General features: G+C 54.1%; 13 protein-coding genes, 2 tRNA genes and 1 CRISPR repeat array. Of the genes, 9 read left to right on the plus strand and 6 right to left on the minus strand.

The window, feature by feature from the left end:
* The first annotated feature begins 21 nt into the window (after positions 1 to 21).
* Genes TIRI35C_RS03335 through TIRI35C_RS03345 form a run of 3 tightly spaced genes read left to right on the plus strand, consistent with a single transcriptional unit; the run spans position 22 to position 3,840 of the window.
* Entirely contained in the window at positions 22 to 1,053 is a 1,032-nt protein-coding gene (locus TIRI35C_RS03335; protein ID WP_188201719.1) for a TAXI family TRAP transporter solute-binding subunit, read from the plus strand.
* Between the two features lie 11 nt (positions 1,054 to 1,064).
* On the plus strand, positions 1,065 to 1,523 hold the full coding sequence (locus tag TIRI35C_RS03340) for a DUF1850 domain-containing protein (RefSeq protein WP_188201720.1): 459 nt from the start codon (positions 1,065 to 1,067) through the stop codon (positions 1,521 to 1,523).
* Between the two features lies 1 nt (position 1,524).
* Complete coding sequence (locus TIRI35C_RS03345) at positions 1,525 to 3,840, plus strand: TRAP transporter permease (protein ID WP_188201721.1); 2,316 nt, start codon at positions 1,525 to 1,527, stop codon at positions 3,838 to 3,840.
* A 62-nt stretch (positions 3,841 to 3,902) separates the two neighbouring features.
* Here the strand turns inward: TIRI35C_RS03345 and TIRI35C_RS03350 are convergent, their stop codons facing one another.
* Complete coding sequence (locus TIRI35C_RS03350) at positions 3,903 to 5,111, minus strand: hypothetical protein (protein WP_188201722.1); 1,209 nt, start codon at positions 5,109 to 5,111, stop codon at positions 3,903 to 3,905.
* A 60-nt stretch (positions 5,112 to 5,171) separates the two neighbouring features.
* Between TIRI35C_RS03350 and TIRI35C_RS03355 the strand changes: the two genes are divergently transcribed.
* Both TIRI35C_RS03355 and TIRI35C_RS03360 read left to right on the plus strand, forming a co-directional pair.
* On the plus strand, positions 5,172 to 5,771 hold the full coding sequence (locus TIRI35C_RS03355; RefSeq protein WP_188202989.1) for an RNA ligase partner protein: 600 nt from the start codon (positions 5,172 to 5,174) through the stop codon (positions 5,769 to 5,771).
* Positions 5,772 to 5,797: 26 nt separating this feature from the next.
* Positions 5,798 to 5,874: transfer RNA gene (locus tag TIRI35C_RS03360), tRNA-Thr, on the plus strand.
* Between the two features lie 850 nt (positions 5,875 to 6,724).
* Here TIRI35C_RS03360 and TIRI35C_RS03365 read toward each other — a convergent pair.
* Positions 6,725 to 6,802: transfer RNA gene (locus tag TIRI35C_RS03365), tRNA-Pro, on the minus strand.
* 205 nt (positions 6,803 to 7,007) lie between these two features.
* Between TIRI35C_RS03365 and topA the strand changes: the two genes are divergently transcribed.
* The gene (gene topA / locus TIRI35C_RS03370; protein WP_188201723.1) at positions 7,008 to 9,167 is read left to right on the plus strand and encodes a DNA topoisomerase I; all 2,160 of its coding nucleotides are present in this window, start codon (positions 7,008 to 7,010) and stop codon (positions 9,165 to 9,167) included.
* Here the strand turns inward: topA and TIRI35C_RS03375 are convergent, their stop codons facing one another.
* From TIRI35C_RS03375 to surR, 3 genes are read right to left on the minus strand one after another with little or no spacing between them, the layout of a single operon-like run.
* Positions 9,168 to 10,355 carry a geranylgeranyl reductase family protein gene (locus TIRI35C_RS03375; RefSeq protein WP_188201724.1) on the minus strand — a complete coding sequence of 396 codons (1,188 nt, stop codon included), beginning with the start codon at positions 10,353 to 10,355 and terminating at the stop codon, positions 9,168 to 9,170.
* A complete protein-coding gene (locus tag TIRI35C_RS03380; RefSeq protein WP_188201725.1) occupies positions 10,352 to 10,555 on the minus strand; it encodes a DUF362 domain-containing protein in 204 nt (67 codons plus the stop codon). The genes TIRI35C_RS03375 and TIRI35C_RS03380 overlap by 4 nt, the downstream gene beginning before the upstream one ends.
* Entirely contained in the window at positions 10,539 to 11,249 is a 711-nt protein-coding gene (surR, locus tag TIRI35C_RS03385; RefSeq protein WP_188201726.1) for a sulfur metabolism transcriptional regulator SurR, read from the minus strand. The genes TIRI35C_RS03380 and surR overlap by 17 nt, the downstream gene beginning before the upstream one ends.
* A gap of 136 nt (positions 11,250 to 11,385) precedes the next feature.
* On the opposite strand from surR, the gene pdo reads away from it, so the two are divergent.
* The 3 genes from pdo (at position 11,386) to cas2 (ending at position 14,987) form a co-directional block, all read left to right on the plus strand.
* The gene (pdo, locus tag TIRI35C_RS03390; RefSeq protein ID WP_188201727.1) at positions 11,386 to 12,066 is read left to right on the plus strand and encodes a protein disulfide oxidoreductase; all 681 of its coding nucleotides are present in this window, start codon (positions 11,386 to 11,388) and stop codon (positions 12,064 to 12,066) included.
* Positions 12,067 to 12,212: 146 nt separating this feature from the next.
* Positions 12,213 to 13,145 (plus strand): hypothetical protein, encoded by a 933-nt coding sequence (locus TIRI35C_RS03395; protein WP_188201728.1) that lies wholly within the window; start codon positions 12,213 to 12,215, stop codon positions 13,143 to 13,145.
* Between the two features lie 160 nt (positions 13,146 to 13,305).
* A CRISPR array of direct repeats spans positions 13,306 to 14,214; the repeat unit is 30 nt; unit sequence GTTTCAATTCTCCTAGAGTCTTATTGCAAC.
* A gap of 515 nt (positions 14,215 to 14,729) precedes the next feature.
* The gene (gene cas2, locus TIRI35C_RS03400) at positions 14,730 to 14,987 is read left to right on the plus strand and encodes a CRISPR-associated endonuclease Cas2 (protein WP_188201729.1); all 258 of its coding nucleotides are present in this window, start codon (positions 14,730 to 14,732) and stop codon (positions 14,985 to 14,987) included.
* Here cas2 and TIRI35C_RS03405 read toward each other — a convergent pair.
* Positions 14,984 to 15,682: a CRISPR-associated protein Cas4 gene (locus TIRI35C_RS03405; protein ID WP_188201730.1), complete on the minus strand. Its 699-nt coding sequence runs from the start codon at positions 15,680 to 15,682 to the stop codon at positions 14,984 to 14,986. The genes cas2 and TIRI35C_RS03405 overlap by 4 nt on opposite strands.
* Between the last annotated feature and the right edge of the window lie 11 nt (positions 15,683 to 15,693).

Here is a 15,693-nt window from a genome sequence, read left to right on the forward strand (position 1 = left end):
AGTTTGGAGGTGTGCAGGACTATGAGAAAGTTTGTCTCAATAGGATTGGTTGTGGTTTTGCTTTTTGCGGTCTTTATTGCCGGTTGTATAAGCCCCGGAGGGGAAACCACCTCCTCCACAGGCCCAACCGAGAGCTACTCGGTGGAGATATACACCGGAGGAACCAGCGGCGTCTATTACCCGCTCGGCTCTGCCTACGCTAACATCCTCAACCAGTACAGCAGGGAGGAAACCGGGATAAAGATTGATGCCAGGGCCGTCACCAGCGGCGCCAGCGTTGCCAACGCTCAGGCCATTGGTGAAGGAAGGGCCCAGGCCGCTATACTGCAGAACGACGTTGCTTTTTATGCCTACAAGGGAGTTATTCTCGATGCCTTTAAAGGCAAGCCCGTCACCAAGATCCGCGGTGTTGCGGCGCTCTACCCCGAGACCATTCAGTTCGTTGTTAAGGCGGACAGTAACATAAAGACCCTTGCTGACCTCAAGGGCAAGAAGGTTGCCGTTGGTGCCGCCGGAAGCGGTACTGCGGTAGCTGCCCAGCAGATACTGGAAGCGGCGGGGGTCTGGAACGACGTTGATAAGGTCTACCTCAAGTTCAGCGAGGCTGCTCAGCAGCTCAAGCTCGGTCAGATCGACGCAGCGGTTATAGTCTCGGGTGCCCCAACTCCGGCCATCGACCAGATAGCCGTTCAGACCCCTGTCAGGGTTCTCCCAATAGGGGAGGATATCCTCAAGAAGCTTAAGGACAAGGGGTACATATTCTACGTCAGCCAGACCCTCCCGAAGGACACCTACAAGGGCATGACCGAGGATACACCCACCCTTGCCGTTAAAGCCATCCTCGTCGTCAGCGCCGACGTTCCAGATGACGTTGTTTACGCCATGACCAGGCTCCTCTTCCTCCACGTTGACGAGCTAAGGCAGGTTCACGCCAAGGCCCAGTACATAAGCTTTGACACGGCCCTTGACGGTATGAGCATTCCGCTCCATCCCGGGGCAGTCAAGTACTACGAGGAGAAGGGCAAGACAGTCCCCAGCGAATTAAAGCCGTGAGGAGGGTCTCTTTGAGCCGGAAAACTCTTTCTTTTTTTGCAGTTGTTCTCACGTTTTTCCTGCTCTTTCTTCCTGTTAAAGCGGTTGAGATAACCGTTGATGGTGAATCCCACATTTATCCTCTTGGTTCCACGATCGAGATATCCTACGTCCACAGCGTTGAGCGGAGCCCCGTGGTGGAGGTGCTCGTCGCCAACGACACCGGTTTCTACGCCGTTGAAATGAGATGGAAGGACTTCGGGGCAGGCCTTCCCGAGGACATTCAGAACCTGACGGACGGCTTTTACGTCAAGAAGACCCGCGATTACCTTGGGAGGGAATTCCGATACTGGTTCATCCCGATAAACCACGCGAACATCACCGTGGACGGTTCCCCCGTCATCGTGAACTCCGACGGCGGGAGGCGGATCATTGTGGATTTCTGCATCAAGCGTGTTCCGCTCATAATGAAACTCATTGGGAGGTGGTAAAGTGGCAGAGGAACCCAGTATAGACGTTGTTGAGATAGAGGAGGTCGTGATAGAGAGGACGAGGACCCTGTCCCCGAGGCTGGAGCTCGTGGTCAAGGTGGCGGCGGTGCTCATCGGCCTGTACGAGATTCTGTTCATCTTCAACTTCAACTACACGCTCTACGACCTCTTCCAGCGCCTCGGCGTGGAGCTGGAATTCCTGAGGATAACCTTCCAGCCCAAGCAGGGCGAGGCCTTCGTCATGGCCATGCTCATGGTGATAACCTTCCTCCTCTACCCTGTACGCAAGGGGGAGAAGTACCTCCGGAAGGTTTTCTCCTACGACTACGTCATGGGAGCCGCCGGAGTGGTCTCGATGCTCTACCTGTTTGCGGTCTACCAGCGCTACATACTGACCTCTTCCCTGAACCAGACCGACGTAATCTTCGGCCTGCTGGCCATAATAATGGTCATCGAGGCGACGCGGCGCGTCCTCGGTTGGGTCCTGCCCATGATAGTCGTTCTTTTCCTTCTCTACGGCGCCTACGCTATCAACTACGACTGGGTGCGCTTCGTCCAGCAGCTCTACTTCGATGAGGGAATCTTCGGAATCCCGTTCTTCGTCATGACCATCTACGTCTTCGCCTTCATATTCTTCGGTGCTTTCCTGCTGAGGATAGGCGTCAGCGATTACATCACCGAGTTCATGATAAGCCTCTTCGGAAAGAGGCCCGGCGGCCCGGCGAAGTCCGCGGTCATCTCGAGCGCCCTCATGGGAACGGTCAGCGGTTCGAGCGTTGCAAACGTCCTCACCACGGGAACCTTCACGATTCCCCTCATGAAGAAGGCCGGCTATCCGCCGGAAATAGCCGGAGCCGTTGAGCCGGTCGCTTCAACCGGCGGCCAGCTGATGCCACCGATAATGGGCGCGGCGGCCTTCATCATGGCCGAGTTCCTCAATTTACCGTATAACAAGATTATCATCGCGGCCGTCCTTCCTGCTCTGGTCTACTACGGCGGGGTCTACCTCTTCATAGACCTCGAGACCAAGAGGCTGGGCCTTAAGGGCATGGCGGCCGAGGCCTTCAAGACCATGGCCTACTTCCTGCGCAAGCTCTACATCCTCCTGCCGATAGTCGTCATCACCGTTGCTCTCGTGTGGGGAATAGCGCCGCAGATAGCTGCTATATCGTCACTCGGAGTTGCCATATGGGTTGCGTGGATATCAAGGGACGAGATATATGGAAATGAGAAGCTCTACGTCGCGGTCGCACTGCTGGCAACGCTCCTGATGTTCCTGGGTAAGGACGTCGGAAAGCAGACCTCCATGGTTCTTCTGGTCATGTTCCTCCTGCTGGCCGTGCTAGGGGTAATGAAGAGGGGCGTCACCTTCAACGAGAAGTTCTACATAACCTCCCTCTTCCTGCTGTTCATAGCCCTGACCAAGTACCTTGGAATGGGCAAGGAGCAGATAGTTCTCATGACCGGCGTATTTGGAATAGTCTTCTCAATCCTCGTCGGCTACCCTTCGGCACTCGACAGCGGCAGGATGATGTACCGCGCGACCTACGAGGCGATGATAGACGCCGGCAAAACCAGCGTCAGCGTCATGCTCGCGGCCGCCAGCGCGGGCCTCATACAGGGCGTCCTCACAATGACCGGCGAGCTTACAAACATCGGCTACCGCCTCATCAGCCTCACCCACGGAAACCTCTGGCTTCTCCTCCTGCTCACGATGGTCTTCAGCCTCATCCTCGGAATGGGTGTCCCCACGACCGCCAACTATATCATCACCTCACTCGTCGCCGCTCCAGCAATTTACATGCTGGTCAGGAACATCGAACCCTACAACCAGCCGGTTCCGGGCTACACCGTCCTCATAGCCATGCTCGCGGCCCACTTCTTCGTCTTCTACTTCGGAATCCTCGCAGACGTTACCCCACCGGTGGCCCTTGCCAGCTACGCCGGCTCGGCAATAGCAGGCGGCGACTTCTGGAAGACCGCTATGAATGCTGTGAAGTACGCGCTCGCCGGTTACATAGGTCCGTACATATACTTCACCCACCCGGAGATGTTCCTCATAACGGTCTCTGAGTGGACTCCAGCGATGATACTGAGGGTGCTCTACTACCTGGTGGCAACGCTCTTCGTCATGTACCTCCTGGCGATAGCGCTGACCGGCTTCTACAGCACCCGCCTTAAGTCCTGGATGCGCGGAGTAATCGGCGCCCTCGGTCTGGTAGGGGTGACCCTGAACCCCATCGTCATAGGGGCAGGGGTCGTGGCGTGGCTCGGCCTGAAGTTCTACGGGGCACGGTTCGAGAAGAGCGCCTCCTAGCCTCTCGTTTTTACTTTTCCATTTGCCGCTTGTTCTGAAAAAGTCTGGAAATTGAAAAAAGCTCAGTAGAGCATGACCTCGAAGCCCAGCTCGCTGAGCAGGTCCGCCAGCTCCTCGCTATCCACGTAGACCAGCAGGTGATGGTTTCCGAGGGTGCCGTCTATGAAGTCCATTGCGTCCTCTATGCGGAGCTTCAGCTGGGTTCTGCATCTAAAGTTGCTGTGCTCCTGGCCGACGACCTCCACAGAGGCAACGACGGCCTTCCTTCCGCGTATCTTCAGGAGGCTGGCCTTCCCTTTGGGCAGCTGGACGTCGACGCCGACGCCCATGCCGCTCTCAAAGTGCGACCTGATGATGTACTTTCCGATGAGCGGTGCGGTGCAGTGGGCGAGGATTATGTGGCTTTCCCCGTAGTCGGCGATGTTGCCCATAAACGCTGGCCTGTCGAAGAAGCGCCTCGCTATCATCATGCCCATGAGTGCGTTCAGCTCGCCCTCGCACGCCGCTGGAATTCCCTCCGCGTTGAACATTGCCAGAGCCAGGCAGGGCGTCGCCTTGAGCTTGCCTATCAGGTCGAAGCAGCCGATGGTAAAGCCGTCGAGCCTGTAGTCCTCCAGTATTCTCTTTATCGCCAGGTATATCCTTCCGGCCTTCACCAGGTCCTCCCTGTCAGGCTCCTTTATCTCAATAGCCTTTCCGACTATTTCCTCCACCACCTTCCAGCCTTCCGCCTCGGTGGTGGCCTCGTAGTACTCGTAGAACTTCTTGAGGCTTATCTTTGTGTATGGGAGCTCGAACTTCTCGTTGATGAGCCAGGGCGAGACCCTGCCGATTATGCCGATGCGCATGCGGAGGAACTTATCGAGGGTCTCCTTCATGTCCTCGTATCCCAGAAGCGCCGCCTTCAGCTCGTTGAAGTCCTTCACCAGGGTTGAAGGGACGAGCCTGTCCCTGAAGTACTCCCTGAGCTCGATTCCAGCGGCAAGGGAGTTGTTGAACGGGTCGCCGTAGATGACTATCGGCCGCCGGTAAACGAAAAACTCCTTCAGCGGGCCTTCTGTGCCGCCGGTGAGGGGATAAAGGACTATGGCATCAACCTCGTTGAAGTTGACCTCCTCTTTGGCTTCCCTGAAATCCTTCCGTGTTGAGATGAAGAACCCTCCAACAACCTCAAACTCCTTTGCGAGACCCGTTATGAACTCCGAGGCTTTCTTCTCAAAGGCCTTCGGGTTCGCAAGCTCGCTGACTCCAAAAACGACTCCGACCTTCATGCTTTCACCTAACCGTTTTAAACTTCCGTGCTTAAATAAGCTTGTGGTGGTAGCGTGGCAATGCGGTTCGTCCTCGACACGAGCATCTTTGTCAACCCCGAGATACGGGGAAAGTTCGGCGACAGTCCGACCGAGGCGATGCGCGCTTTTCTGGACTATGCCGAGAAGCTCTTCGGTAGAATAGAGTTCTACATGCCCCCTGGCATCTACAGGGAGGTTATGCATTTCGTAGATGAGGAGGAGCTCCTTCCCGAGGTCGAGCTGTACATAATCAAAAAGCCCCCGAACGTTCACGACATCAAAATCCCCGCCTTCGTCGTCTACGAGCTGATAGACGACATAAGGCGGAGGATAGACAAGGGCCTCCGCGTCGCCGAGAGGGCGGTAAGGGAGGGGGTCATCGAGACCGATAACGTGGACAGGATAATCCAGAAACTCCGCAGAAACTACCGCAAAGCCCTCCGCGAGGGTATAGTGGACAGCAAGGAGGACTTTGAGCTGATCCTTCTCGCAAAGGAGCTCGACGCAACTATAGTTTCCGCCGACGTTGGCATACTCACCTGGGCGCAGAAGATGGGTATTAAATGGATAGACGCCGCCAACTTCAGGGAGGTCCTTGAGGGTCTGGTGGACAAACTGGGAGGAGGGAAAAATTTATAAAGCCTCACCTGCATCGTATCATCGACGCCCCGGTGGCTCAGCCTGGTGGAGCGGCCGCTTGGTAAGCGGCAGGCCGCGGGTTCAAACCCCGCCCGGGGCTCCACAACAAACTTTTCTGGCGAAAAGTTTGATCAAATAGTTTTCGAATTGCGGCTTAAGCAGGCACTAAATATTGCATGCCATCTTACTACGCCTCTTAACGGGGGTTTGGTACCATGATAATCTCTTTTGAGGGTTCTAAATTCATTCCGGCACCCAAAGGGTGCCTTTTTGAAAGGAACCTCCTCAAAAGGACAATTAAAATACAAACCCTGGCAAAACACTCTCTTAACCAGTGCATGCACTTAGAAACTCTCCTTAGGGGAGTCAGAACTTTTTGATGAAACTTTGCGCAGGCGAACAAGCTTTTAGAAAAAGCTTGACCAAAACAGTGCCCTTCTCATTAAATGAGCAGTGATTAGCTGTGCACTAACCAACGACAACTTTAGAGGGGTTTCACCTCATAGATAACGCCTTTCAAACCAGTTTCAACTTTACTCTTGGCGTCCGAAGGACGCCTTCTTGAGTGAAACACTCCCAAAAAAAGCACGTTGAGAAGAAACCCCTACTTAAATGGGCCTACTTTAAAAGAGCACTTAATTTTCCGCCAGCGCTGGAGCTTTTGGAAAGCTCCACCAAAAGCACGTAGCTCACCCTCCAAAGGAAACATAATACAAAGATTTTTACACTCAGAAAACTCGTTTTCCCAGGAGAACACACTTAAACAGGCCTTGGCACTGGGTTTACTCTTCTTTGACGCCCTTCGGGCGTCGATTTTAAAGTTAAATCCTATCAAGGAGCAACTTGAAAAGTTTTCACATTAAAACCACCGTTCGGGTAGAAAATCACTCAGAATTTGACCTTTAAAAAGGAGCTACGAACCTTGGTCAAACTTCGCGCAAGCGAAGTTTGAATGGTGGGGCCGCCGGGATTCGAACCCGGGTCACGGGCTCCCAAAGCCCGCAGGATGGACCAGGCTACCCTACGGCCCCGCCCGCGGTAGGTGCATGGGGAGGTTCCTTATTAAGCTTTTCGCTGGAAGCTTTTCCTAAGGGACTTCACATCAAGGTTGCGGATGGAGGTCATACCCTGAATTGGCATCTTCAACAGGAGCTACACTCTTTTGGTCAGGCTTTTCCAAAAGCTCGCTCCGCAGGATTTTTATAATCCACCCGCCTATCGCCTCAAGGTGTCGTCATGGTAACGCTCATCATAGCCGAGAAACCTAACGTGGCCAGAAAGATAGCCTACGCCTTAGCTGAGGGCAAGCCGGGGAGGAAGACCATCGGCAAGGTTCCCTACTACGAGTTCACGCGCGACGGAAAGAGGATAATCGTCGCTCCAGCAGTTGGCCACCTCTTCTCTCTCGCACCGAAGACTAAAATCTACGGCTATCCAATCTTTGATATCGAGTGGGTTCCCGTCTATGTGGCCGAAAAGGGAAAAAGCTACGCCAAGGACTACATCAAGGCATTGGCAACGCTCGCCAAGCGCGCCGACGAGTTTGTGGTGGCATGTGACTACGATACCGAAGGTGAAGTTATTGGCTACACCGCCCTCAAGTACGCCTGCGGCGTTGACCCGTCAAAGGCAAAGCGCATGAAGTTCTCCGCCCTCACCAAAAAGGACCTCCTCAAAGCCTGGTACAATCTCGAACCGACTATAAACTTCGGAATGGCCGATGCCGGAATAGCGCGCCACGTCCTCGACTGGTACTGGGGTGTGAACCTCTCCAGGGCTTTAACCTCGGCCATAAAGCGTGCCAGCGGCAAGTGGCAGGTTCTCTCCACCGGCCGCGTCCAGGGGCCGACGCTTAAGTTTCTGGTTGACAGGGAGAAGGAGATTCAGAACTTCAAACCCACACCGTACTGGGTAATCAAGATGCTCCTCGAGAAGAACGGGGGGCAGTACACGGCCGTTTACGAGAAAGAGCGCATACTCGATGAAAACGAGGCGAAGCGCATCGTTGAGGAGGCAAAAAAAGGCCCTGCCTTCGTGGAGAATGTCGAGGTGAAGCAGCAGAACAGGCATCCCCCGGTTCCCTTCGACCTTGGAACCCTGCAGAGGGAAGCTTACTCCGCCTTTGGATACAGCCCGAAGAAGACGTTGGAGCTTGCACAGAAGCTGTATGAGCGCGGGCTCTCGAGCTATCCCAGGACAAGCTCGCAGAAGCTACCCAAGAACCTCAACTTCCGCTCCATTCTCCAGAACCTCGCCAAGTTACCCGAGTACAAGCCATTCGCCCATGAGCTTTTGGGGAAGGATAAGCTCAAGCCCGTTGAGGGTAAGAAGGACGACCCCGCCCATCCGGCAATCTACCCGACGGGTGAACTACCCAAGCCTGGCGAGCTTACCAAGGACGAGGCCAACCTCTACGACCTCATTGTCAGGCGCTTCCTGGCCCTCTTCATGGAGCCGGCGGTGAGGGAGATTATGAAGGTCGTGATAAACTCCAACTCCCATCGCTTCATTCTGAGCGGTGCAAGAACGGTTAAGGAGGGCTGGTTGAAAGTCTACGGCAAGTACGTCAAGTTCGACGAGGTGATCCTTCCCGCGTTTAAGGAGAACGAGCCGGTCAAAGTCATCCAGATAAAGCGCGAGAAGAAGAAGACGAAACCTCCAGCCCGCTATTCGCCCGCGGCGGTTATCAAGAGGATGGAGGACCTCGGCATAGGAACCAAGGCCACCCGCGCCCAGATTCTGGAGACCCTCTACAGCCGCGGTTACATTGAGGGCAAGCGGAAGATAAAGGTCACTCCCCTCGGCATGCGCGTCGTTGAGGCCTTGGAGAAGAACGTGCCTGACATAGTGAGCGTCGAACTCACGAAAGCCTTCGAGGAGAAGATGGAGGAGATAATGGCCGGGAAAGCAAAGAAAGAAAACGTCATCGAGGAGAGCAAGAGCCAGCTCATCAAAATCCTGAAGGTCTTCAAGGAAAGAGAGATGGACATAGGGAAGATGCTCATGGAGACCACCGGAACTGGGGCGACCACCTCAAAAACGGCCGCCAGAAAAGCTGGCGCCGTGAAGGAGCTTAGCGAGGAAGAGGAGAAGGCGGTTAAAAAGGCCGTTGACAAAGGAGAGAGGAGGAAGGAGTACCTCGTGCTGGGCAAGTGCCCCAAGTGCGGCGGCGATCTCGTGGTGCGCTACAACAGAAAGACCGGTAAGCGCTTTGTGGGCTGCTCCAACTGGCCGAAATGCAACGTCACATATCCACTCCTCCAGCGCGGCGAGATAATCCCGACCAACAAGACCTGCTGCGGCGGCGCGCCGGTGGTTAAGATACGCGAGAAGGGCCGTGAGTACGAGATATGCGTTGACATGAACTGCCGGGATTGGAAGAAGGGAAAGAAGTAATCAGAGAAGCTCCCTGAGGAGCTTTATTCTCCTCGGGCTGAGGATGACCTTCGGGTGCTTGAGGAGTGCCCTGATAACCTCTCCGTAGTCGCCTCCCGCTATCTTTTCTGCGTCGGCGCCGCTGAGTACCTGGATGAAGAGGTCCAGGTCCTCGTCGCTGAGCTTCTCCGTGACCTTCCTGACCTTGAGAACCTTTTCGAGCCTCTTTCCGTCGGTCTCCCACCATTCGGTCGTGTAGTTCCTGAGCAGTCCGAGGTTCTCCTCTTCGAGGGCCTTGACTATCCACTTACTCGCTATCGTTCCTGCCTCCATGGCCTCGGCCATTCCACCGCCGTGCATCGGGTTTACCTGCCTGGCAGCATCACCGACGACGACCACGTTGTCCTTAGCCAGCTCCTTGACGAAGCCGCCGACCGGGACAACGCCGACGTTCACCTCGAGGATCTTCTTAGCCGGAATCTCGTTCTCCCTCAACCACTTGTCGAGGTAGTACTTGGCCGTCTGCGGGTTGTCTGAGTTGATGCCTATGCCGACGTTGGCCCTGTCCTCGTCCTTCGGGAAGACCCAGACGTAGCCCCTCGGCGCTATCTCGTTGCCGAACCAGAGGTGTATCAGGTCCGGGTCGTAGCCCTCGATGAGCATCTCGTACTCGTAGCTTGAATCGAACTCATGTGGGGGGGCATAGGTGTTTATGCCGGCCTTCCTGGCTATGGTGCTCTCCACGCCGTCCGCCGCGACTATGATATCTGCATGGATCTCAACAGTCTCATCCTCGTGCTTGGCCTTGATGCCTGCTATCTTCCCGTCCTTCCTGATGACGTCCAGAGCCTCGGTTCTCGCTAAGACGTCGGCACCGGCCTTTGCCGCGTAGTAGGCCAGCATCTTGTCGAAGACCTTCCTCTCAAGGATAACGCCGCTGGCCTCTTTATACCTGAGCTCAAGCTCGTATCCGCTGGGTGAGTAGAGCTTTGCCCCATAAATCTCACGGTTTATGAAGCGCCTGTCGTAGGGGATGCCGTACTTTTCGAAGACCTTTATGCTTATGCCCTCGGCGCACTGCTTGGGCGTGCCGATGGCGGACTTCTTATCGATGAGCAGAACCGAATAACCTGATTTGGCAACGTTCCTCGCCACTATCGGCCCGGCGATTCCGGCGCCGACAACGACGACGTCGTATTTCCAGCTCATTCGCTCACCTCCAGGGGTTCGGCGCTGAGCGCTCCAACGGGGCAGGCGCTGATGCATATCCTGCAGCTTATGCACTTGTCCTGGAAGAACTCCCAGCCGCTGGAGTGCACTTCAATTGCAAGGGTGGGGCAGACACCGGCGCAGCCCCCGCAGAGGTAGCACCGGTCCTCGTTCACGATGACTTTAATCCTCTCTGGCATCGCTTTCACCGCCAAGTTTTTGTTTGAGCCTTTCTTCGTCAATTTTAATGGTGCCGTCTTTTATTATTAACGGTACGAACCTGTCCAGCTCCTGGGCCTTGACCAGGACCTCTCTCTCCTTGAGGTTGAGTCTGTCGCTGAGCTCGTCAACGGTGGCCTCTCCGACGAGGAGGATGTAGTGCAGTATCGCGAGCTGGGTCATATCGCCAATCTCCTTGAGGTAGCGCTCCTTTATCTGCCTCATGAGCACCTCGCGTCTGCCCTCAACTGCCTGAAGGGCCTTGAGAACCTTTTCAAGCTCTGAAGTCAGTTCATGGAAGGAGTAGACCATGCCCAGGAGCGAATCGTGTTCCCGGGGAATGCGGGACAGGTCTATTGTGGTTTTCTCCGGGGATTCTCCCCCCAGATCGAGCCCCCGGTACCAGAACAGGTTCGGCGTAACGGTGGCAACGTACGTCTTTGATATGGCTATGTCGTAGTATTTCCTCGCAGGCCCGATGAAGGGTCCCTCCCTCTCGTAGGACTTTAGTATGCCCTCTCGCTCCATGATTTTAAGGTGCTTTGCAACGGCCGTCGAAGAAACGCTAACCTTGCTGCTCAGGAAGCTGAAGTAACATTCAGTGCAGGTGAGGTGGCTGAGCAGATCGCGCCTCACCTTGTTCCCCAGGATGTAAAAGATGTCCGGTTCAGTCATGACCCACACCACCCAGATCTGTGACGCAAAGCTTATATAGTGAACATTCAACCTTAGGTTGCAAACCTGGAGATTAAACTCCACGTGGTATTGTGCTCAAAACGTTATAAACCTTTAGCTATGGAGGTGTTTGGAGATGGGACTGATTAGCGACGCTGACAAGAAGGTCATCAGGGAGGAGTTCTTTTCCAAGATGACGAACCCCGTTAAGATTATCGGATTCACGGGCAAGGAGCACTGCCAGTACTGCGACCAGCTCAAGCAGCTGGTTCAGGAGCTCAGCGAGCTCAGCGACAAGCTCACCTACGAGTTCCACGACTTCGACAGTGAGGAGGGCAGGAAGATAGCCGAGCAGTACAGGATCGACCGCGCCCCGGCCATCACACTCACTCAGGACGGCAAGGACATGGGCGTCAGGTTCTTCGGCCTTCCGGCCGGCCACGAGTTCGGCGCTTTCCTCGAGAGCATCGTTGATGTCAGCAACGCGACCACCGACCTGATGCCGGACAGTAAGGAGGAGCTGGCCAAGGTTGACAGGGACGTCAGGATACTCGTCTTCGTCACCCCGACCTGCCCGTACTGCCCGCTCGCCGTCAGGATGGCCCACAAGTTCGCCATCGAGAACACCAACGCCGGCAAGGGCAAGATACTCGGCGACATGGTCGAGGCCATCGAGTACCCCGAGTGGGCCGACAAGTACAGCGTCATGGCCGTGCCGAAGATCGTCATAATCGTTGATGGTGAGGACAAGGTTCAGTTCGAGGGTGCCTATCCCGAGAAGATGTTCATGGAGAAGCTCCTCGCGGCCCTCGAGTGAGGGTCCCGTTCTTTTCTCCGTTTTGGCCCTCCCAGATCCCTCCAGGGATGTTTTTTCATCTCCGTGTTAATGTGCGTCGCTCAGTGGGTGCGGCTTCGCACGGAAAAGTTATAAATCCCCCCATCCAGCCCATACCGGGGGAGCCAATGGGCATGAGAATCGGCGGTGTGAACGTTCATTTCAGCGGGGAACTTGACGATGGTTTTGAGAGGGCTTTCAATGTAGTTTTTGCGCGGCGTTATCTTCCAGATGTCGGGGAGAGCTCAGGGGAGCCTCACGTCGTGGTGGAGCGCTTTAAGGGCGACGAGTTCAGGGTCTTCAGTGCGGTCTATGACCACATGGGGCGCGACGAATACAAGATAGAATCACGCGTCCCGTCCGCCTACGGAAACGAGGCGCCCATCTTCTTCATACTCCAGGCATCCGCGAGGGCCGCGGCCAGGGCCGGCAGGATGTTCATAACTGACTCCGTGGGCGTCATGGCCTCCAACGGGAAGGCGGTGCTCTTCGTTGGCTATCCTCACACGGGGAAGAGCACCATGTCTGTTCTTGCAATGGCCAAAGGTCTGCCGGTCCTCAGCACGGAGAACACCGTCGTTGAGGTTCGCGACGGAAAGCTCTACATCGTCGGCGGAACCGAGGTCCTTGTCTATGACCCTCGAGTGGAGGGCATCTACGGCATTGAGGTGCCCTACGATGAGCAGACGAGAAGCGGTTACAGGATAACGGACCTCAGAAAGGACGCCGGCAGGAAGAGGCTCCTGGAGCGCGGCGTCGAGATCGACATGATAGTCCTCCTTCACGCGGCTTTCAACTGCATGGAGGCAAGCTTCTCCACGATAAAGGGCAGGAAGGTCAGGAAAACGCTCTGGTACTTCTCAACGGCCCTCATGAAAGGCCTCGACTACTACGAGCCTTCGCCCCTCCACGTCCCAATGAGCGACGAGATAAGCAGAAACCTGCGGCTGTTCCTCGAAACCGCCTCCGAGAACTACTCCGGCAGAATGTTCGAGGCCTTCGGAAACCACAGGGCTGTTTTCGAGAGGGTCTTTGAGATGGAGCTTGCGCAGAGGGAGTAGCTTCTGATCCTTTATTTTCAATTCTCCGGAAGCTTATTGTCCGGGGGACGTTCTGTCCCCATACTCCTCGAACTTAAACGCACGAGAAACCTCTAGAAGTCTCTGGAGTCTTATTGCAACATGTCGAGAGGCCGGCCCGCGTCAAACACTTTTATATCGAGTTTCAATTCTCCTAGAGTCTTATTGCAACCCCCTCTTGATTTCCCAAAGTTGGGGTCCGAGGAGTGGTTTCAATTCTCCTAGAGTCTTATTGCAACTTGTACACTAAAAAAGCCTTCTCGTGCCTTCTTTTTGCTCGTTTCAATTCTCCTAGAGTCTTATTGCAACTGGGTCTTCAGCGTCAGCGACCCGGAGTTGAGTATTCGTTTCAATTCTCCTAGAGTCTTATTGCAACTCCCACGCGTTTTGCCGATTTTGCTTGAGGATTTTCCAGTTTCAATTCTCCTAGAGTCTTATTGCAACAGGAGTGATAGGCATGGAGCACGTCGAGGAGGTCTTGTTTCAATTCTCCTAGAGTCTTATTGCAACAGTATTGAATATCGCGTTCCCAAGACCCTGTGAGGTGGGTTTCAATTCTCCTAGAGTCTTATTGCAACTTCAAAATGAACTGGAGGGAACTTCCGCGCTTTCTTACGTGTTTCAATTCTCCTAGAGTCTTATTGCAACCTATGGTGACTGGCGGGGTGGTTGCTTCGACTGGAGTGAGTTTCAATTCTCCTAGAGTCTTATTGCAACCGGTACTTCGACGCGGTAGAACTCGCGATAATCACTGTTTCAATTCTCCTAGAGTCTTATTGCAACATGAATTTCGACTTATTAAGCGCAAGCTCATCCATAACTGGTTTCAATTCTCCTAGAGTCTTATTGCAACTTTCTTGCCTTGTCAAGTTCTTCCAGAACGTCTCTGTTTCAATTCTCCTAGAGTCTTATTGCAACCGCTTGAACGTCGTCTATTCTGTCGACCCCACAGCTTGTTTCAATTCTCCTAGAGTCTTATTGCAACAACCTCGTCTACAGCCAGGCGTTTGACTTCGATTATGTTTCAATTCTCCTAGAGTCTTATTGCAACAGGCGGGGATTTTGCCCCGTTTTGCCTGTGTAGTCCTAAGAACCCCTCAATATTTAAACTTTTCTGGAAACCGCTGAAAAAGAAGCTCCGGAAAAGCCCGAATTTTAGGCTTCTAATTGGAAAACATAACAAAAAAGCTCACGAGAAAGTCCCGAAAACACAATGAACAAAAAAGTACAAAAGATTTCCCGGGACTTAAAAAGCCTTTAAAACCAGAAAAAAGGTCTGAAAGCAGACTAAAACCTGGAGGGGGTATTCTTAACAGGATTCCGGGTAAACCAGGCTGGGTGACAGGAGCGTTGAGAACTTCGAAAAAATTTCGTTACAATAGTACAAAGAATATAAAACAGGACGTAACAACATAAAAAGGCCAAAAATCGATTTCCCGGGCTATTGGGGGGCGGTTTTTTGGATTGAAAGGGAGGATAGGTACTATAAGTCCAATCAAAAGGGTATGAACGTGATAGAGCCGAAACCGTTAAATTTCCGTGCTCTAATTTATTGCTGGTGGTGGCGTGTACATAGTCATCGTCTACGACGTGAACGTGAGGCGCGTCAATAACGTCAAAAAGTTCCTGCGCCAGCACCTTCACTGGGTGCAGAACAGCGTCTTCGAGGGGGAGGTAACGAGGGCAGAGTTTGAGAGGATAAAGGCCGGGCTGAGGGAGATAATTGATGAGGACGAGGATTCGGTGGTAATCTACCGCCTCCGCTCCCGACCCTTCAGGGAAATCTTAGGAACGGAAAAGAACCCGCTGGAGGACGTTATTTAAGGCTTCAGCCATTCCCGGTCGATGCTGGCACATATCGGCCTGAAAATGCAGGAGTTGCAGACCCAATTCCTGTTCCCGACGGTTCCTATCCATTTCGGGAACTTCCCCTCCTCAAGCTCCTCCACGGACTCGATGACTCGCTCGGCCCGTTTTATGAACCTCCTGAACAGTCTCTCGTCGAAATCCACTGGGAATATTCTGAATTCAAGGCCGTTCCTGTCGAAGATGTATATGTATCCCCTCTCCTTCCCCAGCATTCCAAGATACGCATTGAGCTGCTCCACCCATTCCTTTGAGGGCTCTGCGTGATCCAGGTCTCGGTTTTTCTTGTTCCTTGACTCGCTTTCGGTGCCTCCCTTCTTCTCGAAGCCCTTGAACTTGAACTCCAGAACATAGTCGCCCTTAACGGCGTCCGCCTTTCCGACGAGGGTCCAGCCGTTTCCGAGTTTGTACTCCACGGGAACCTCAAACTCCGCCCCCTTAACGACCTCGCCGAGCCATCCGTGGAGCGCTGAACCTATCCTGGCCTCCCAGCTCTTTGAGGGGTTGTACGTGTTGAGGTATATTGAGAGGGCCGTCTTTCTCAGACAGTGGCTCAGAGATGTCACCCATATCCTTCTCTCCAGCAGTGGTTTCCCCGAGACGGCGCTCTTTATACGCTCGTTAAATTCTGAAATCTCGTCCGGATATTCCATCCTCCCCCACC

This window comes from Thermococcus camini (assembly GCF_904067545.1).
Classification (GTDB): domain Archaea; phylum Methanobacteriota_B; class Thermococci; order Thermococcales; family Thermococcaceae; genus Thermococcus; species Thermococcus camini.

Bases quoted from the DNA above. Each gene is read 5' to 3' on its own strand.
- TIRI35C_RS03335 (WP_188201719.1), top strand. From the start codon at position 22: ATGAGAAAGTTTGTCTCAATAGGATTGGTTGTGGTTTTGCTTTTTGCG.
- TIRI35C_RS03350 (WP_188201722.1), bottom strand. From the start codon at position 5,111: ATGAAGGTCGGAGTCGTTTTTGGAGTCAGCGAGCTTGCGAACCCGAAG.
- TIRI35C_RS03355 (WP_188202989.1), top strand. From the start codon at position 5,172: ATGCGGTTCGTCCTCGACACGAGCATCTTTGTCAACCCCGAGATACGG.
- topA (WP_188201723.1), top strand. From the start codon at position 7,008: ATGGTAACGCTCATCATAGCCGAGAAACCTAACGTGGCCAGAAAGATA.
- TIRI35C_RS03375 (WP_188201724.1), bottom strand. From the start codon at position 10,355: ATGAGCTGGAAATACGACGTCGTCGTTGTCGGCGCCGGAATCGCCGGG.
- TIRI35C_RS03380 (WP_188201725.1), bottom strand. From the start codon at position 10,555: ATGCCAGAGAGGATTAAAGTCATCGTGAACGAGGACCGGTGCTACCTC.
- surR (WP_188201726.1), bottom strand. From the start codon at position 11,249: ATGACTGAACCGGACATCTTTTACATCCTGGGGAACAAGGTGAGGCGC.
- pdo (WP_188201727.1), top strand. From the start codon at position 11,386: ATGGGACTGATTAGCGACGCTGACAAGAAGGTCATCAGGGAGGAGTTC.
- TIRI35C_RS03395 (WP_188201728.1), top strand. From the start codon at position 12,213: ATGGGCATGAGAATCGGCGGTGTGAACGTTCATTTCAGCGGGGAACTT.
- TIRI35C_RS03405 (WP_188201730.1), bottom strand. From the start codon at position 15,682: ATGGAATATCCGGACGAGATTTCAGAATTTAACGAGCGTATAAAGAGC.